The sequence below is a fragment of the Pseudomonas sp. S2_A05 genome (assembly GCF_054668485.1).
The window spans coordinates 5,774,149-5,792,024 of record NZ_CP162775.1; the positions used below are offsets into that span (position 1 = coordinate 5,774,149).

Sequence of the window (17,876 nt, forward strand, 5' to 3'; positions counted from 1 at the left end):
ATGACACAGAATTCCATTCCCCGCAGCTGGGTCGCTTCGGCCAACGGTCACAGCGATTTCCCCTTGCAGAATCTGCCGCTGGGCGTGTTCAGCCTGCACGGTTCGGCGCCTCGCGCGGGCGTGGCGATCGGCGAGCACATTTTCGATTTGCAGGTGGCGCTTGAGGCCGGTCTGTTCGACGGTGTCGCACGCAGTGCGGTGGAAGCCATGCACGGCGGGCAGTTGAACGCGTTCTTTGAACTTGGCCGTGAGGCGCGGGTTGCCCTGCGCGAACGCCTGATCGAACTGTTCAGTGAAGGCAGCACCCTGCGTGGCAACATCGAAGCGCAAGGCGCGAAACTCTTGCCGCTGGCTGCCGATTGCCAGATGCACCTGCCGGCACGGATCAGCGATTACACCGACTTCTACGTCGGCATCGAGCACGCGCAGAACGTCGGCAAACTGTTCCGCCCGGATAACCCGCTGCTGCCGAACTACAAGTACGTGCCGATCGGTTACCACGGTCGCGCTTCCACGGTGCGAGCGTCCGGCACCGACGTGCGCCGGCCGAAAGGCCAGACGCTGCCGGCCGGGCAGACAGAACCGGTATTCGGTCCATGCGCGCGTCTGGATTACGAACTGGAACTGGGTATCTGGATCGGCCAGGGCAATGAGATGGGCGAGCCGATTGCCATCGGTGACGCTGCCGAGCACATCGCCGGTTTCTGCCTGCTCAACGACTGGTCGGCGCGGGATATCCAGGCTTGGGAATACCAGCCACTCGGCCCATTCCTGTCGAAGAGTTTCATCACCAGCGTCTCGCCGTGGGTGGTGACGGCTGAAGCACTGGAACCATTCCGCACGGCGCAACCGGCCCGCCCTGAAGGTGATCCGCAGCCGCTGCCGTATCTGCTCGACAAGCGCGATCAGGATGGCGGCGCCTTCGACATCGAGCTGGAAGTGCTGTTGCGTACCGAAACCATGCGCGAGCAGAACCTGCCCGCCCATCGCCTGACCCTGAGCAACACCCGCTACATGTACTGGACCGTCGCGCAAATGGTTGCGCATCACAGCGTCAACGGTTGCCAGTTGCAGGCCGGCGATCTGTTCGGTTCGGGCACTTTGTCCGGCCCGGAAAACGGCCAGTTTGGCAGCCTGCTGGAGATTACCGAGGGCGGTAAGAAACCGATCGAACTGGCCTCCGGCGAAGTGCGCAAATTCCTTGAGGACGGTGACGAAATCATCCTGCGTGCCCGCTGCGCCCGCGACGGTTTTGCCTCGATCGGCTTCGGCGAATGTCGCGGCACCGTGATCGCTGCGCGCTGACAGGAGCGGCTTATGGATCTCTATGGCTATTACCGTTCCACTTCATCGTACCGGGTGCGGATTGCGCTGGCGTTGAAGGGCCTCGATTACCAGGCGTTGCCGGTCAACCTGATCGCACCGTCGGGCGGTGAACATCGGCAACCGGCGTATCTGGCGCTCAATCCGCAGGGCCGGGTGCCGACCTTGCGCACCGATGATGGTGCGCTGCTGATTCAATCGCCGGCGATCATCGAGTATCTGGAAGAGCGTTATCCACAGGTGCCGTTGCTGCCGGATGATCTGCTGGCGCGCGCGCAGGTGCGCGGTGTCGCGGCGGTGATCGGCTGCGACGTGCACCCGCTGCACAACGTCAGCGTGCTCAATCGCCTGCGCCAGGCGGGGCAGAATGAGGCGCAAGTGGTGGAGTGGATCAGCCATTGGATCAGCCAAGGGCTGGCGACGGTGGAGCAGTTGATCGGCGACAGCGGTTTCTGTTTTGGCGAATGGCCGTGCGTGGCAGATGTGTATCTGATTCCGCAGTTGTATGCGGCTGAGCGGTTCAACGTCAGCCTGGAGGCGTATCCGAAAATTTGCCGTGTGGCTGCGTTGGCGGCTGAACATCCGGCGTTTATCAAGGCGCATCCTGCCAATCAACCAGACACCCCGTAATTCCTGTGGGAGCGAGCCTGCTCGCGAAGACGGAGTGTCAGTGGCCTTTCATTCAGCTGACACACCGCTTTCGCGAGCAGGCTCGCTCCCACACAGGTTTGTGTGGGCCTCAAGGATGGTGGCAGCCTGCGGAAGGTAGTTAATGCACGACGGAGTTGGGCGGCAGATGGCCGAGGCGTTCGGTCAGGCGCAGGCGCTGGATCGGGTCTTCGCTGAGCAATAATGCATGCTCCAGATCGAAGCGTTCAGCGTTCGGGCAATCCAGCCGTTGATACAGACTGGCCCGGGCCATGTAATCGGAGGCCTTCGCATCGCCCAGTTCGAGCACTCGTTCTGCGTCGATCAGCGCGGCGATGTGATCGTCGTGGGTCAGGTGCAATTGGCGCAGGTTGCGTGACAGACGTTGCAGCATCTGCACCGGCGTTGCGCTCAGCAAATGTTCGGCGCTGAGCTGCATGTTCGGCCCGTATTGGCGTTGCAACAGTTCTCGGCAGTCATTGGGATACAGTCGCCGCCCGCCGCAAGGATCGAGCAAGTGGTCGGCGCCGGGTACCCGCAGCAGAAAATGTCCGGGGAAGTTGACCCCGACCAGAGGAATCTCCAACCCACGCGCCAATTCCAGTGCGATCAACGCCAATGCCAACGGCTGACCGCGTTGGGTGTGCAACACGCGATGCAGCAGCGCCGCCTGCGGGCGCAGCGGCAGGAAATCATCCTGCGCGAAACCGAGATCGACCATGCGTCGCAACAGCGGTTGCGCCAGTTCGCTGACCGGCAGCATCGGCAGCCCATAGCTGACGCGTAGTTGCAGATCCTTGAAGGTGCGCAACCATGCCTCGGGCTCGAGGGTTTTGTCGTGCTCGGCACTTATCCACAGCGCAGCTTCCAGCAGGGCCGGCGGTGAACGATGCAGGCATTCGAAAAAGCGTTGGCGCGCACTCATCAAAATCTCCCTCCAATGCCTCGTTTTAGCCCCGTCCGGGTTGTTCGTCCAGTGCCGGGCTCACTGAGCGCGAGTTATAGCGGCGCAGCATTGTCCGCTCGGCGGCTCATGCCGGTGTGCGCCAGCAATTTTCAGGGGCAAGCCTATACTGGCGTTCTACAAGAAGTGATTCGGGAGCCTGTCGATGTTCGCTCTCATGCAAAGCACTCGCCTGGAATCGCTGCACCTGAGCGTGGACCCGGCCACCGGGTTGAAGGCGGTCATTGCCATTCATAACAGCCATCTGGGGCCAGCCCTGGGTGGGTGCCGTTACCTTGCCTATCCCAACGACGAATCTGCGGTCGAGGACGCCATTCGCCTGGCGCAAAACATGAGCTACAAAGCGGCGCTCGCCGGCCTCGCGCAAGGTGGCGGGGTGGCGGTGATCGTGCGCCCGGCCCATGTCGAGAATCGCGCCGCGTTGTTCGAGGCTTTCGGACGTTGCATCGAGCAACTCGACGGCCGCTATATCACCGCCATCGACAGCGGTACGTCAGTGGCGGACATGGACTGCATTGCCCAGCAGACCCGCCACGTTACCAGCACCACTTCGGCAGGCGACCCGGCGCCGCATGCGGCCATGGGCGTGTTCGCCGGCATACGCGCCACGGCGATGGCGCGCCTGGGCAGCGACAACCTCGAAGGTCTGCGCGTTGCCATCCAGGGGCTTGGCAATGTCGGTTTTGCGCTGGCCGAGCAACTGCACGCGGCAGGCGCCGAGTTGCTCGTCAGTGACATCGACCACGGCAAGGTGCAACTGGCGATGGAGCAGCTCAATGCTCACCCGATCGCCAACGACGCATTGCTCAGCACGCCGTGCGACATTCTCGCGCCGTGCGGGTTGGGCGGTGTGCTCAACAGTCACAGCGTTTCACAGCTGCGCTGCTCGGCGGTGGCCGGTTCGGCGAACAATCAACTTTCCCATCTGGATGTGGCGGATCAACTGGAACGGCGCGGGATTCTTTATGCGCCGGATTATGTGATCAATGCCGGCGGGCTGATTTACGTATCGCTTAAACATCGCGGTGAGGAGTTGCCGACGATTACGGCGCATCTGTCGAAAATCAGTTCGCGGCTGACCGAAGTCTTCGCCCATGCTCAGGCGGAAAAACGTTCGCCGGCGCGGGTGGCGGATGAGTTGGCCGAAAAGGTTTTGTATCGCTGAAAGCAAAAGATCGCAGCCTTCGGCAGCTCCTACATTCCGAGTGCAGGAGCTGCCGAAGGCTGCGATCTTTCTAATTACTTCGGCGCTTTCGCTGGTTTGGCTGGCTTCGCCGGCGCCTCATCAGGTTCTGCCGCTTCAGCTTTTTCGACAGGCTCGGCCGGCGCATTGATCAGCTCCGACAGCGCATCGGGCTGGCTCTTGAACGCTCTGGCGAACACATCGCGATTCTTCGCCATGTAGATCCCGGCTTCTTCCACTTGCTGTTCAGTCAGGGACGGAACGGCTTTTTGCAGCACATCGGCCAGATATTCGGCCAGTTCGAGCATTTTGTCATGACGATCAGCTTCGGCTTTATCCATGAACAAGCGCTCCAGATCTCGGCTGCTGCGGTATACCACTTCGACGGCCATTCACCACCTCACATGCCTTCACATTAAGTTGTCTTGACGACTACTGTATCCATATACAGCTAAAAGGATAAGCGAATCCCTGCGCCATGGGTAGTGGCTTTTCAATGTAGACCGGATTTGGGTTTTGTCAGGGGTACGGTGTGGCTGCTATTCGCGAGCAGGCTCGCTCCCACGGGGATTGTGCAAAGCCGCGAGCCTGCGACCAAACGCCACGGCGCGGGATTTGCGGCGGATCGCCATGATGCGTGGCCCTGAACCTGCATGAAAACCGTTGCTACAAGGCGCGCGCGCAAAACCGTCACGTGCGATACGCATCATCCGCCCGAAACGGGCTAAGGAAACTCATCGTGAAAATAAATTGGGCCGAGAAACTGCGGCGTAACGTGCATCAACTGGCCGAGTCCCTGGGCAACCTGTTCGTCGAAACCTTTCACTATCTGGCGCTGTTCGCCATCGGTGCGGTGACAGCGTGGGCGGCGGTGATGGAGTTTCTCGGGATGCTCGAAGTCGGGCACATCAAGATCGATGACATTCTGTTGCTGTTCATCTATCTGGAACTGGGCGCGATGGTCGGGATTTATTTCAAGACCAACCACATGCCGGTGCGCTTCCTGATCTACGTGGCGATCACTGCACTGACGCGCCTGCTGATCTCCAACGTCTCGCACCACAACCCGCCGGACATGGGCATTATCTACCTGTGCGGCGGCATTCTGCTGCTGGCGTTTGCGATCCTGGTGGTGCGTTACGCTTCGTCGCAATTCCCCTCAGTGAAGATCGAGAACCCGCAGCGCAAGCTCGGCACGGGCTCCAGCGAACATCCTGAAGTGGAGAAGGGCGAGCTTTAAAGGCCCGCCGCCTGGCCGGGCTGGCCCTTGACGCGTGGCGGTGGCGGGGTGAGCCCGGCGCCGCTGGTCATGGCTTCGAGAATCGACATGGCGCTGTGGCCCTGTTCGATGGCGATGCCGAACTGGATGCTTTGCACCAGCCTCTTCAAACGCTCGGGATCGTTGCGCTGTTCGGCACTGATCATGCGCTTGGCCACAATGCGGCCGGCGTTGGACAGGGTCAGCATGATGCTGCCGTCCAGGCCCTGAATGCTCAGATTGATCTGATAGTCCGGCGCGAAAGCATCGGTAATGATCTGAAATGGGTTGTCCATGATGCGTCACCGCCTGATTGAACGTGCAGTTGTTGACCGGCCATGATCTGATTTGGTTCGCAACACCAGACCACTGGCATCTCGTTCGCTGAGGTTTGCAATGTCCGTTTGCCTCAAGGGTGATGTAGCAAGGGGCATGCCGGAAAAATTGTCGAACAATAAACATGGCGAAAAAAACGGCGAGCCTCGGGGCTCGCCGTTTTTTGTGGCGCATTTTCAGGGCAGGAATGAGCGGATGATCGCTGACAGTGCAGTCAGGCCGATCAGCACTCCACCCAGTTCACCGCCAGCCCGCCCCGCGAGGTTTCCTTGTACTTGTCGTGCATGTCGGCGCCGGTGTCGCGCATGGTGCGTATCACCCGGTCGAGGGAAATAAAGTGATTACCGTCGCCGCGCAGGGCCATTTGCGTGGCGTTGATCGCCTTCACCGCCGCGATGGCATTGCGCTCGATGCACGGCACTTGCACCAGGCCACCGACCGGATCGCAGGTCAGGCCGAGGTTGTGTTCCAGGCCGATTTCGGCAGCGTTCTCCAGTTGCTCCGGTGTCGCGCCGAGGACGTCGGCGAGGCCGGCGGCGGCCATTGCGCATGCCGAACCGACTTCGCCCTGACAGCCGACCTCGGCACCGGAGATGGAGGCGTTTTTCTTGCACAAAATGCCGACGGCGGCTGCACCGAGAAAGAACGCGACGACGTCATCGTCAGACGCATCCGGATTGAATTTCATGTAGTAGTGCAGAACGGCCGGAATGATCCCGGCGGCGCCATTGGTCGGCGCGGTGACCATGCGCCCGCCGGCGGCATTTTCTTCGTTGACGGCAAGGGCGAACAGGTTGACCCATTCCATCGCCGACAGGGTCGAACTGATCACATTCGGTTTGCCGATTTCCAACAGGCTGCGATGCAGTTTCGCCGCGCGGCGCGGTACTTTCAGACCGCCGGGCAGGATGCCTTCGTGGCGCAAACCTTGTTCGACGCACTCGCGCATCACTGACCAGATGTGCAGCAGGCCTTGGCGAATCTCGGCATCGCTGCGCCAGGCGCGTTCGTTGGCCATCATCAGTTCGGACACGCGCAGATTGTGTTGTTTGCAGAGGGCGAGCAGTTCGGCGGCGCTGGAAAAATCGTACGGCAACACCACGTCGCTGGTTGGCGCCACGCCAGACTCGGCTTCAGCCGCTTCGACGATGAAGCCGCCGCCCACCGAGTAATAGGTTTGCGCGAACAGCTCGGCGCTTTCGCCAAATGCGCTCAGCGACATGGCGTTGGGGTGGTAGGGCAGGCTCTCGTCGAGCAGCAGCAGATCGCTCTGCCAGTCAAACGCAATCGAGCGTTGACCGGCGAGGGACAATTGCCCGGTTTCGCGCAGTTGCTGGATGCGTGGATCGATGGTCGAAGGATCGATGCTGTCCGGCCACTCGCCCATCAGGCCCATGACCGTCGCGCGATCGGTGGCATGGCCAACGCCGGTCGCAGACAGTGAGCCGTACAGACGAATTTCCACCCGTCGCACGTCATAGAGCAGATGTTGGTCGATCAGGGCCTGGGCAAACGTCGCCGCTGCACGCATCGGACCGACGGTATGGGAACTGGACGGACCGATGCCCACTTTGAATAGATCGAAAACACTGATAGCCATGCTAAACCCTTACAAGCAATGGAGTAGGAATCGCTGCCATTTTTTGTCGGACAAGCGCAATGTCGGCGATACTGCCTGCCTCGGTTCGAGGTGACCAACGAAACCTCCTAAGACAGCCTTTAGCAGGACTAAACAATGAGTCGTCAATTGCATGCCCAGACCTATGTCTGGCTGCAGGTGTTTGCCTGTGCCGCGCGGCACCTGTCGTTCACCCGTTGTGCCGAAGAGCTGCACATCACCCCGGGCGCGGTCAGCCAGCAGATCCGCCAATTGGAAGAGCGCCTGGGCTTTCGCCTGTTTCATCGGCGCGCGCGGGGCGTTGAGTTGAGTGCACAGGGGCAGCGACTGGCGATTACCGTCAATGAAGCGTACGGCAGCATCGATGCGGAATTGCGCCGGCTGGACGCCGGGATGATCAGCGGAACTCTGCGGTTGCGGTCGATCCCGTCGTTTCTCGGCAAATGGCTGACTCCGCGCCTGCCGCGCTTGCAGCAACGCTTTCCGGATATCCAGTTGCGCCTGGTGGCCGAGGACAGCAGCGTGCCCCTGCATGAGGGCGATTTCGATCTGGCGATCGACCTCAACGATGGCAGCTACCCCGGATTGTTATCCACAGCCTTGCTCGACGAGCAGATATTTCCGGTGTGCGCGCCGAGCCTGCTGCGCGGGCGACCGCCGTTGCACGGTCCGGCGGATCTGGTGCATTTCCAGCTGCTGCACGACATTACCGCCTGGCGTGGCAGTTACGAGTATGCGGAATGGGAGTTCTACTTGAACGCGATCGGCTTCGAAGGCGCCGATGTGCGGCGCGGGCACACGTTCAATCGCAATCACCTGACCATTGAAGCGGCGATTGCCGGTATGGGCGTGGCGATTGCCCGGCGCACGTTGCTCAATGATGAGCTGGAGCGCGGCACTTTGATTGTGCCGTTCGGCTTGTCGGTGCCCAACCATAAACGCTACGTGCTGCTATATGCGCCGGGGGCGTTGAGCCATCCGGGCGTGCGCGCTGTGCATGACTGGCTGGTGGAAGAGGCGGGGATTTTTCGCAGCCTGCACCCGCTGAATGAGCAACAGATGTGAGCAGATTTTTCTACGGAGCGGGTCGACCCAACTCCCGACATTAACAGCGCCTCGCTCGGTTGTCCGGCTTTTTTTGCGAATGAATATTTTTCTTTTTTCAGGGGTTGAAATGTTCGTCGCTCGGGCCGATTGTTGTAACCAGGAGGTCAGGAAATTCAATTCAAGGCCTCCAGCGAGCTAGCTGAAATAAGGGATGAACTATGCAAATCCAAGTCAACAGTGATAACCATATTCAAAGCAGTAAGCGACTGGAGGAGTGGGTACGTACAACTATTGAGAGCACGCTCGACCGTTATGAAGAAGACCTGACCCGTGTCGAAGTCCACCTGAGCGACGAGAACGGCGAGAAACCAGGTCCCCATGACTTGCGCTGCCAACTGGAAGCGCGGCCAAAAGGCCACCAACCGATTTCCGTGACCCATAAAGCCGATTCGCTGGAACAGGCGATCGACGGTGCTGCCGAGAAACTCGAGCACAAACTGGATCATCTGTTCGGCAAACTGCGAGGTAAACCACGCGCCGCTGTAGTGCCATTTACCGGCAAAGCCAACGACAAGCTGTTGGCGGAAGAATTTGACGAGAACGAACAGGCAGCGATCAACAGTTGATGCGCTGATTTCACAAGTAACCAAAGGAGAACGGGCCTGCTGATGCAGGCCCGTTTTTTGTTTGTGGTGTTGGTGATTGCTCGCAGGGTTTAAGACCGTAGCCCCTCACCCCAGCCCTCTCCCGAGGGAGAGGGAGCCGATCCCGGTTGTTTTCAAGTCCAGCGTTCGGCTCGATATTGCAGGCGAGCGTAAATCGTAAATACACCTCGGTCAGTCCCTCACCCTCTGGGAGAGGGGGCCGATCCCGGTTGTTTTCAAGTCCAGCGTTCGGCTCGATATTGCAGGCGAGCGTAAATCGTAAATACACCTCGGTCAGTCCCTCACCCTCTGGGAGAGGGAGCCGATCCCGGTTGTTTTCAGGTCCAGCGTTCGGCTCGATACTGCAGGCGAGCGCAATTCGTAAATACACCTCGGTCAGTCCCTCACCCTCTGGGAGAGGGGGCCGATCCCGGTTGTTTTCAAGTCCAGCGTTCGGCTCGATATTGCAGGCGAGCGTAAATCGTAAATACACCTCGGTCAGTCCCTCACCCTCTGGGAGAGGGGGCCGATCCCGGTTGTTTTCAAGTCCAGCGTTCGGCTCGATATTGCAGGCGAGCGTAAATCGTAAATACACCTCGGTCAGTCCCTCACCCTCTGGGAGAGGGAGCCGATCCCGGTTGTTTTCAGGTCCAGCGTTCGGCTCGATACTGCAGGCGAGCGCAATTCGTAAATACACCTCGGTCAGTCCCTCACCCTCTGGGAGAGGGGGCCGATCCCGGTTGTTTTCAAGTCCAGCGTTCGGCTCGATATTGCAGGCGAGCGTAAATCGTAAATACACCTCGGTCAGTCCCTCACCCTCTGGGAGAGGGGGCCGATTCCGGTTGTTTTCAAGTCCAGCGTTCGGCTCGATATTGCAGGCGAGCGTAAAGCGTAAATACACCTCGGTCAGTTCCCTCTCCCTTTGGGAGAGGGTTAGGGTGAGGGGCTTTTGATCTTCGATGGGGTGGGGTCAGAACGCCACCGACGTCTGTACATAAACCGTCCGCGGCTCACCTACGTACTTGCCCTTGTTGTTGTCATCGAACGAGCGTGTGAAGTACTGCGTGTTGAAGATGTTCTTCACCCCCACCGCCACATTCAAATCCGACAGTTGCGGTCCGAAGTCATACCCGGCGCGGCTGCTGAACAGCATGTAACCGGGGATCTTGCCGGTGCTGCCATCGGCACTTTCCTTCGAGGTGTTGGCGTTGTCGGCAAACTGGTCGCTCTGGAAGCTGCTGTCCAGATTCAGCTTCCATGGCCCTTCGGTATAACCGACGCCAATCGTGCCTTTGTGCTTGGAGGAAAAAGGCACGCGGTTGCCCCTGTTCGGCCCGTCTTCGCGAATGGTCGCATCGACATAGGCATAACTGGCGTAGACATCGAAACCGGCCAGCGCCGGGCTCAAGTCGTCGAGCGCGTAATTGACGCTGGTCTCGATGCCCTGATGGCGGGTTTCGCCGCGAGCGATCACCGAGTCGTTGGTCTGGTTGCTTTCGTACTGGTTGTCGAAGTTGATCAGGAATGCGCCGATTTCCGCGCGCAGAGCACCGTTGTCATAGCGCGTGCCGAGTTCCCAGGTGCGGGCCTTTTCCGGCTTCACTTCGCCGCTGCTGACCCGGTTGGGCATCTGGCTGTATTGCACGCTGCCGAACGAGCCTTCGGTGTTGGCATACAGGTTCCAGCTGTCGGTGAGGTGATAGAGCACGTTCAGCGCCGGCAGCGCGGTGTTGTAGTCGCCCTTGTATTTGACGTTGGTCAGGTTGTTGGTCTGTTGCGACTCGATCATCTCGTAGCGCACGCCCGGGGTGATGGTCCATTTGCCGATGTCGATGCGGTCATCGACGAAGAATGCGTTGGCCTCGGTACCACCGCGAGTGTCACGGTCGTTGCGGCTGCTGGTGGTCGGGTATTCGTTGGCGCTGATCGGCGTGCGATAACGCAGTTCGTGGCCGGCCTCATTGATGTAGCGGTAGCCGACTCCGACTTCGTGGCTGCTCGGACCCAAGTCGAAGCCTTGGGCGAAACGGGTTTCCAGACCACGCACCCAATACTCGCGAGGCGACAGCGAAAGAAACGTGCCCTGATCCAGATAACCGCTGCGCAGGGTTTTGGTGAAGAAGGTGTTGGCGGTGAACTCGCGGCGATCTTGCTGATAGCGATAGCCGAAGTTGAACATCGTCCGGCGCCCCCAGAACTGATCTTTCGGTCGCGTCGACTGATACGGATCGGCATCGTAATCGGCGACATTGAGACCGCCGGGCATGTCGGCCTTGCCCTCGTAATACTGGGCCATGGCGTTGAAGCTGTTGGCGTCGTCGAGCTGGTACTTGCCCTTGAGGATCAGGTCGTCGATCTCGGTATCGCTGTGTTCACGCCAGTCACCACCACGGGTGCCGGAGTACAGCAAGGCGCCACCGAGGCCGTTGGCGTTGGTGCCGCCGGCCAGCAGATTGGCGCTGGTCTTGAAACCGTCGTGGCTCGACGATGGGCTTGTTTCAGTCTGCAAACCACCCTTGACCGTTGGCTCGTCGGGAATCGCCCGGGTGACGAAGTTGACCACGCCGCCGACGTTCTGCGGGCCGTAACGTACCGCACCGCCGCCACGCACCACGTCCACGGCATCCATGTTGCCCATGCTGATCGGCGCGAACGAAAGCTGCGGCTGACCATACGGCGCGAACGGCACCGGGATGCCGTCCATCAATACTGTCGAGCGTGCGGCCAGGCGCGGATTCAAACCGCGAATGCCGAAGTTCAGTGCCATGTCGTGGCTGCCGGTGCCGTTGTTCTCCGGCGCATTCACACCGGGGATGCGGTTGAGCACGTCGCGGGCCTGGGTCGCGCCCTGGCGTTCGAACTCTTCGCGGCGGATCACATCGCGCGCGCCGGGGTGTTCGAAGACGTTGATCTGCGCCGCATCGCCGAGCCAGTCGCCGACTACGGTCGAGGTGCCCAGCTCCAGCGCCGCGTCAGCCAGCGGTTGCAGGCTGAAGGCGTTGTCACCCTCGGCGCGGGCTTGCAGGCCGGTGCCTTCGAGCAAGGCATCGAGGCCTTGTTGCGCGGTGTAGTTGCCTTCCAGACCACGGCTCTGCACACCGCTGGTGACTTGCGAACCGAAGGAAATCAGCACGCCTGCTTCACGGCCAAACTGGTTCAGCGCGGTTTCCAGCGATGCCGGGGCGATGTGATAAACCTTGGCTTCGGCACCCATCGCGGCGGGCAGGGCGGTGAAACTCAGGCTGGCGCCGAGCAGAAGATTGCGCAGGCTGCGGGCCAGTGGCGTAAGGCGGTTGGGCTGCATGTGGATGATCCTGAGAAGGTGGAATCAAGGGGGCTTTCCTTCTCTGTCACGCCAGATCCGAAAAACGGCTCATTTATTTTTTCAGAATCAAAAGATCGCAGCCTTCGGCAGCTCCTACAGAAAAAATGCATTCCAAATGTAGGAGCTGCCGAAGGCTGCGATCTTTTGATCTTGCTTTCTAAACCCGCGCTTCGACGCTCACCCAATAACGGGTAAAGCGCTTCACTTGCACCGGCAGACTGATCTGCAGCAGGTCGAGAATCCGCTCGCTGTCATCCAGCGGATACGTCCCGGAAATCAGCAAATCGGCAACCTGACTGTCGCACCGCAGCTGCCCGCGCCGGTAGCGGCCAAGCTCTTCGAGGAAATCGCCGAGGCGCATATGGGCGGCGACCAGCATGCCGTCGGTCCAGGCGCCGCTGTTGGCGTCCAGCGGTTTAGCCTCGCTGACCGAGCTGGCAGTAAAACTCAACTGCCGCGCGACCGGCAGCAGCATGGGCGCACGCTGGTTGGCAATAAGTTCGACTCTTCCTTCAAACAGCGCGATCTGCGTGCGATCGGCAAACTGCCGCACATTGAGGCGCGCACCTTGGCTTTTCAGCACGCCGTGTGCCGTACGTATTTCGAACGGATTCGCAGCGCTCAACAGCATTTCGCCTTCAAGCAGACGAATCAACCGCTGCGCACCATCAACATCAACCGAGCTGGCGGTATTGAGCTGCAACGAATCGGCACCGCCCAAGGCAATCTTGCGTCGCTGGCCGACCGGCGTGCGGTAATCGGCGAGCAGCGACGGCAACGGAGTGTGCTCGCGCATGCCCCAGGTCGCCGCTGAGCCTGCACCGAGAATCAGCAGCATTTTCAGCGCCTGACGACGGCTGCCAGACTTCGGTCCGTTCAACGCGGCGTGGGCCAACGGCGACGACACGCCGCGCAAGCGCTGGTTGACCCGTTGCATGTGTTCCCACGCCCGGCGGTGTTCGCTGTGTGCATCCAGCCATTGTTGCCAGGCCTGTTGCTGGCGCGGGGTGAGCGTGCCCTGCTGCATTTCCAGCAGCCAGTGCACCGCCTGTTCGGCGACCTGAGCGGAAAATTCCGGCACATGATTCATAAAGCGAAATAGCAGCGCATGGCCGCTTTGTTCAAATGGCGTTTGACCGTGGCCACCGAAATACCCAGTTCTGCGGCGATCTGTGGATAAGTCAGACCATCGACCTGCGCGAGCAGAAAGGCGCGTTTGACCTGGCGCGGCAAGCCGTCGAGCAGCTCATCGAGTTCGATCAACGTCTGCAGGATGATCGCTTTGTGCTCTTCTGACGGCACGACCATTTCAGGCATCTGCGCCAGCGTCTCGAGGTAGGCGCGTTCCACATCCTGGCGTCGGTAATGATTGAACAGCACGCGCTTGGCCAGCGTGGTGAGAAAGGCGCGCGGCTCGATGATCACTGGTGGCTCGCGGGCGGTCAGCACTTTGATGAACGTGTCCTGGGCCAGATCCGCAGCGCTGTCGGGGCAGCCGAGCTTGCGCCGCAACCAGCCAGTGAGCCAGCTGTGATGAGCATGGTAGAGCGATTCGACGGGATGGGCGGGCGGCAACGAAATGACTCCGGACGCAAAACTTGCGTAGAGAACGTGCATTAGAGAACAAGAACGGTTCGCATTGTAGAGGCTGGCGACAGTGTCCGCCAATCAGATGCTTTTGCGTATGAGAATATTTATCATTAATATTGCTCGCCTGTAGATTCGGCTTGTCGGCCGAACGTTTCCGTTTCAGGGTCGAAACATGCAAGGCAAACTCGCAACCCTTCCCATGTCCTATCGTCTGGCCGTCACTTCGCGGGTACTGGCGGCGATTTTCGGCGGCTATCTGGTCGCGGCACTGGCCAGTGTCACCCTGACGTTGTGGCTGCCGCTGAACCGCGCCGAAGCGGTGGTCACTGGCATGACCGTGTCCTTTCTGGTCTATCTGGTCGCAGTGCTCTGGTGCTTTGCCTGCCGCAGCGCGTGGTCGGCCTGGGTCGGCCTTTTGGTGCCGAGCGTGATTCTCGCCACCGTTTCTGGCGCCGCACGCGGACTGGGGCTGGCATGAAAGAGGGTTTGCGTCAGTCGATGGCCTGGCTGCACACCTGGGCCGGGCTGGTGTTCGGCTGGTTGCTGTTCGCGATTTTTCTCACGGGAACGCTGGCTTACTTCAAAGATGAAATCAGCCACTGGATGCAGCCGGAGATCGCAGCACATTCGCTTGATAGCGAAGCGAGCCTGGCGCAGGCGCAAAACTATCTGCAACAACACGCCGCCGGTGCCTCGCGCTGGCTGATCGACTTGCCCGATGCCCGCGACCCCGGTCTGACCGTGCGCTGGCAGCAGGCGCCGGGCAAACCCGGCGAGCGCGGCCGCTTCGAATCCCGAACTCTCGACGCTCAGACCGGGGCCGAGGTGCAGGGCCGCGAAAGCATGGGCGGCGAGTTCTTTTACCGTTTCCACTTCCAGTTGCAGATGCCTTACCCGTGGGGGCGCTGGCTGGCGACCCTCGCCGCGATGGTGATGTTCGTTGCGTTGATCAGCGGCATCATCACCCACAAGAAAATCTTCAAGGACTTCTTCACCTTCCGCCCGCGCAAGGGCCAGCGTTCCTGGCTCGACGGGCATAACGCCGTGGGCGTGCTGGTGCTGCCGTTTCACTTGATGATCACCTACAGCAGCCTGGTGATTTTTATGTCGATGGTCATGCCGGCGAGCATCGTCGCCTCTTACGGCAGCGACGTGCGCAAGTTCTACGACGAAGTCTTTCCCGCCTCGAAGACCCCCGAGCGCGCCGATATCGCCGCGCCGCTGACCGCCATGGCGCCGCTACTGGCCAAGGTCAGCGAGCAGTGGTCGGGCGGCCATACCGCGCGCCTGTCGGTGAGCAACCCGGGCGATGCCAGCGCCACGGTAGTGCTGTCCCGCGCGGGCGATCGGGTGGTGCATGATTTCGGCCGGGCGGTGACCTTCAACGGCGTCACCGGGCAGCTTCTGAGCAGCACCCCCGATCAACCCATAGCGATGGCGGTGGGTGGCGCGTTCTACGGTTTGCACATGGGCCATTTCGCCGGGCCGCTGTTGCGCTGGCTGTATTTCATTTGCGGACTGGCCGGCACGGCGATGATTGGCACCGGGCTGGTGATCTGGCTCGGCAAGCGGCAGCTCAAGCACCTAAAAGCGCGGCGCTGCCGTTCGAATTGCGCCTGGTCGAGGTGCTGAATATCGCCAGCATGGCCGGCCTGGTATCGGCGGTGGCGGTGTTCTTTTTAGCCAATCGACTGTTGCCGGTGAGTCTGGCGGGGCGGGCCGATTGGGAAGTGAATGCGTTTTTTATTGCCTGGGGGCTTAGCCTGTTGCACGCGGTGTTGCGTCCGGGACGCAAGGCCTGGATCGAACAGCTGACGCTCGGCGCTGCGCTGTTTATCGCGGTGCCGCTGATCAATGCGCTGACCACACCGTGGAATCTTGGCGCGACCCTGATGCAGCGCGACTGGGCACTGGCCGGATTTGATCTGACTTGTCTGGCGACGGGGCTTTTCCTCGGCTGGGCTGCGCGCAAGATGCAGCGTACGGGCGACCGCGTCAGCGTTCGCAAAGCAAGTTCTTCGCCTCGCTCGAACACAGTTGAACAGGGGGCCAACTGATGCTGCTGGCCCTGTTGCTCACCTATGCCGGCTTCACCGCGTTGTGCCTGTCGATGCCACGCCATCATGCCGAGTTGCTCGGCGCCAAACCATCGACGCGCCGCCGTCAGGGTCTGGCGGTGGCGGGATGGCTGTTGCTGGCGCTTTCGCTGTGGGCGGCGGTGGCGGCCGGTGGCTGGAGTTTCGGTCTGGTCGACTGGTTCGCGGTGCTGATGCTCAGTGCTTTGGCACTGGTGCTGTTGCTGCCGTATCGCCCGCGTCTGGCCATGGCACTGGCCGGGTTGAGCCTGCTGGCGAGCCCGGTCGCCGCATGGGCGCAGTGCTGAAGTGCTGATCGGTCTGCCGCCGGAATCGCGTGACGATGAAGCGCGTGGCGCGCGTGCGCATTTTCTTCAGGTGTTTCTGTCACAGCGTGCGCAAATGGAAGCGCTGGTGAACCGGCGCGTGGGTTGTCGGGCGACGGCGGCGGATCTGGTCCAGGATCTGTTTTTGCGCTTCTGGCGGCGGCCGCTGGTGCAGGTCGAAGAACTCAGCACCTATCTGCTGCGCTGCGCCGGCAACATCGCCATCGATCATTTACGCAGCGAAGGCACGCGCACGCGGGTCAACGAAGGCTGGCAGCCGGACGAACCCGACAGCCACGGCAGTGAGCCTCAGGCCGCGCTGGAAGCGGGCAACGATCTGCGCCATGTCGAAGCCGCGTTGCGCGCCTTGCCCGAGCGTACCCGGCAGATCTTTCTGCTCAATCGCATTCACGGGCGCAAGTACGCCGACATCGCCAAGGCCATGGGCCTGTCCCAAAGTGCCGTGGAAAAACATATGATGCGCGCCCTCGAGGCCTGCAAGGCCAGCCTGCGCGACCCCGCGCCACGCCTGCCAGGGAAAGCACCGTGAAGCCATCCGTTCCGATCACACCGACGCCGGCCCAGGAGCAGGCCGCGCTGGCCTGGCTGAGCCTGTTGCACGACCGCCCGAGCACTGGCGATCAACTGACCTTCAGCCAATGGCTGCGCGCCGATCCGGCCCATGCCGAAGCGTATGCGCAGGCGCAGGTGATCTGGGAACTCAGCGAAAGCCCCGCGCGCACGCTGGCCGATGAAGATGCGTTCGCGCTGCAAGGTTATCTGCAGGCGATGCACGCCCCGCGTCGTTCGCCGATGTTGCGTTGGTCTGGAGCGCTGGCGCTGGCCGCGTGTCTGCTGTTGATGGTCAGCCTTGGCACAGGGTGGCAGGCGCAGCGCTGGCTCGACGATCTGCGCGCCGATCATGTCTCGGCACCTGGGGAAATCCGCACGGTGACTCTGGCCGATCAGTCGCAAGTGACACTGGATGCCGACAGTGCGATTGCTGTGGATTTCAGTCATGGCCAGCGCCGCGTGAAATTGATCAGAGGTGCTGCTTTCTTCAGCGTCACCCACACCGGCGACCCTTTTGTGGTGGCGGCGGAACAGGGCGAAGCGCGGGTGCTCGGCACCCGGTTCGAAGTGCGCCGGCAACTCCATGGCGCGCAAGTGACGGTATTGTCCGGGCGTGTCGCGGTGACGGCCGATGAGCATGGCCAACAGCAGATTCTCACGGCCGGCCAGCAAGTTGCCTACGCCGACGGCTCAGCGGAAAAACTGCATGGCGTGGACAGTGAAGCGCAACTGGCCTGGCGTCAGGGTTGGCTGACTTACTACAAGACCACGCTGGCCGAAGTTGTCGAGGATCTGCGCCGCTATTACCCGGGGCGGATTGTGCTGCTCAACGATGAGCTGGCGGCGCGCAAGGTCAGCGGCAGTTTCCCGAGCAAGGATCCGCAGGCGGTGCTCAATTCGCTGCAAGGGGTATTGGGATTTGAGCAGCATCGGGTGTTGGGGCAACTGATTATTTTGCGCTGAGGC

At 60.9% G+C, this 17,876-nt stretch carries 17 protein-coding genes and 2 pseudogenes; 11 read left to right on the plus strand and 8 right to left on the minus strand.

Annotated features, from left to right (window positions below; all coding sequences use genetic code 11):
• Both fahA and maiA read left to right on the plus strand, forming a co-directional pair.
• Positions 1 to 1,305, plus strand: a complete 1,305-nt coding sequence (fahA, locus tag AB4O12_RS26045; protein ID WP_460059941.1) for a fumarylacetoacetase — start codon at positions 1 to 3, stop codon at positions 1,303 to 1,305.
• A 12-nt stretch (positions 1,306 to 1,317) separates the two neighbouring features.
• Positions 1,318 to 1,953 (plus strand): maleylacetoacetate isomerase, encoded by a 636-nt coding sequence (maiA, locus tag AB4O12_RS26050; protein WP_056782996.1) that lies wholly within the window; start codon positions 1,318 to 1,320, stop codon positions 1,951 to 1,953.
• Positions 1,954 to 2,092: 139 nt separating this feature from the next.
• Here maiA and AB4O12_RS26055 read toward each other — a convergent pair whose 3' ends face one another.
• Positions 2,093 to 2,896 (minus strand): SirB1 family protein, encoded by an 804-nt coding sequence (locus AB4O12_RS26055; RefSeq protein ID WP_056782998.1) that lies wholly within the window; start codon positions 2,894 to 2,896, stop codon positions 2,093 to 2,095.
• A 184-nt stretch (positions 2,897 to 3,080) separates the two neighbouring features.
• On the opposite strand from AB4O12_RS26055, the gene AB4O12_RS26060 reads away from it, so the two are divergent.
• A complete protein-coding gene (locus AB4O12_RS26060; protein ID WP_041479665.1) occupies positions 3,081 to 4,100 on the plus strand; it encodes a Glu/Leu/Phe/Val dehydrogenase family protein in 1,020 nt (339 codons plus the stop codon).
• A gap of 155 nt (positions 4,101 to 4,255) precedes the next feature.
• On the opposite strand, the pseudogene AB4O12_RS26065 reads toward AB4O12_RS26060, so the two are convergent.
• Positions 4,256 to 4,510 (minus strand): annotated as a pseudogene (locus tag AB4O12_RS26065) (YebG family protein); the annotation flags it as partial.
• 347 nt (positions 4,511 to 4,857) lie between these two features.
• On the opposite strand from AB4O12_RS26065, the gene AB4O12_RS26070 reads away from it, so the two are divergent.
• Positions 4,858 to 5,358 (plus strand): phosphate-starvation-inducible protein PsiE, encoded by a 501-nt coding sequence (locus AB4O12_RS26070; RefSeq protein WP_039759287.1) that lies wholly within the window; start codon positions 4,858 to 4,860, stop codon positions 5,356 to 5,358.
• Here AB4O12_RS26070 and AB4O12_RS26075 read toward each other — a convergent pair.
• The gene (locus tag AB4O12_RS26075; protein WP_016771632.1) at positions 5,355 to 5,672 is read right to left on the minus strand and encodes a DUF3509 domain-containing protein; all 318 of its coding nucleotides are present in this window, start codon (positions 5,670 to 5,672) and stop codon (positions 5,355 to 5,357) included. The genes AB4O12_RS26070 and AB4O12_RS26075 overlap by 4 nt on opposite strands.
• A 263-nt stretch (positions 5,673 to 5,935) precedes the next feature.
• Positions 5,936 to 7,312, minus strand: coding sequence for an L-serine ammonia-lyase (locus AB4O12_RS26080; protein ID WP_095180402.1), 1,377 nt, complete (start codon positions 7,310 to 7,312; stop codon positions 5,936 to 5,938).
• A 135-nt stretch (positions 7,313 to 7,447) separates the two neighbouring features.
• Here AB4O12_RS26080 and AB4O12_RS26085 point away from each other — a divergent pair, with 135 nt between their 5' ends.
• Complete coding sequence (locus AB4O12_RS26085) at positions 7,448 to 8,395, plus strand: LysR substrate-binding domain-containing protein (RefSeq protein WP_460059943.1); 948 nt, start codon at positions 7,448 to 7,450, stop codon at positions 8,393 to 8,395.
• A 200-nt stretch (positions 8,396 to 8,595) separates the two neighbouring features.
• On the plus strand, positions 8,596 to 9,003 hold the full coding sequence (locus tag AB4O12_RS26090; protein ID WP_016771629.1) for an HPF/RaiA family ribosome-associated protein: 408 nt from the start codon (positions 8,596 to 8,598) through the stop codon (positions 9,001 to 9,003).
• Positions 9,004 to 9,013: 10 nt separating this feature from the next.
• Here the strand turns inward: AB4O12_RS26090 and AB4O12_RS26095 are convergent, their stop codons facing one another.
• The 4 genes from AB4O12_RS26095 to AB4O12_RS26110 form a co-directional block, all read right to left on the minus strand.
• Positions 9,014 to 9,922 (minus strand): hypothetical protein, encoded by a 909-nt coding sequence (locus AB4O12_RS26095; protein WP_460059945.1) that lies wholly within the window; start codon positions 9,920 to 9,922, stop codon positions 9,014 to 9,016.
• Between the two features lie 69 nt (positions 9,923 to 9,991).
• Positions 9,992 to 12,325, minus strand: a complete 2,334-nt coding sequence (gene fecA, locus AB4O12_RS26100) for a TonB-dependent Fe(3+) dicitrate receptor FecA (RefSeq protein ID WP_460059948.1) — start codon at positions 12,323 to 12,325, stop codon at positions 9,992 to 9,994.
• A gap of 178 nt (positions 12,326 to 12,503) precedes the next feature.
• Positions 12,504 to 13,436 (minus strand): DUF4880 domain-containing protein, encoded by a 933-nt coding sequence (locus AB4O12_RS26105; protein WP_460059949.1) that lies wholly within the window; start codon positions 13,434 to 13,436, stop codon positions 12,504 to 12,506.
• Positions 13,433 to 13,963: a sigma-70 family RNA polymerase sigma factor gene (locus AB4O12_RS26110; protein WP_252887347.1), complete on the minus strand. Its 531-nt coding sequence runs from the start codon at positions 13,961 to 13,963 to the stop codon at positions 13,433 to 13,435. Before AB4O12_RS26110 ends, AB4O12_RS26105 begins: the two co-directional genes overlap by 4 nt.
• 145 nt (positions 13,964 to 14,108) lie before the next feature.
• Between AB4O12_RS26110 and AB4O12_RS26115 the strand changes: the two genes are divergently transcribed.
• From AB4O12_RS26115 to AB4O12_RS26135, 5 genes and pseudogenes are all read left to right on the plus strand, one after another.
• The gene (locus tag AB4O12_RS26115; protein WP_252887348.1) at positions 14,109 to 14,414 is read left to right on the plus strand and encodes a DUF3649 domain-containing protein; all 306 of its coding nucleotides are present in this window, start codon (positions 14,109 to 14,111) and stop codon (positions 14,412 to 14,414) included.
• Positions 14,411 to 15,993 (plus strand): annotated as a pseudogene (locus tag AB4O12_RS26120) (PepSY-associated TM helix domain-containing protein). The gene AB4O12_RS26115 and the pseudogene AB4O12_RS26120 overlap by 4 nt, the downstream one beginning before the upstream one ends.
• Entirely contained in the window at positions 15,993 to 16,319 is a 327-nt protein-coding gene (locus AB4O12_RS26125; protein ID WP_150636167.1) for a DUF3325 domain-containing protein, read from the plus strand. Before AB4O12_RS26120 ends, AB4O12_RS26125 begins: the two are co-directional and overlap by 1 nt.
• A gap of 1 nt (position 16,320) precedes the next feature.
• On the plus strand, positions 16,321 to 16,887 hold the full coding sequence (locus AB4O12_RS26130; protein ID WP_071174434.1) for an RNA polymerase sigma factor: 567 nt from the start codon (positions 16,321 to 16,323) through the stop codon (positions 16,885 to 16,887).
• Positions 16,884 to 17,873, plus strand: coding sequence for a FecR family protein (locus tag AB4O12_RS26135; protein ID WP_460059952.1), 990 nt, complete (start codon positions 16,884 to 16,886; stop codon positions 17,871 to 17,873). Before AB4O12_RS26130 ends, AB4O12_RS26135 begins: the two co-directional genes overlap by 4 nt.
• Positions 17,874 to 17,876 lie beyond the last annotated feature (3 nt).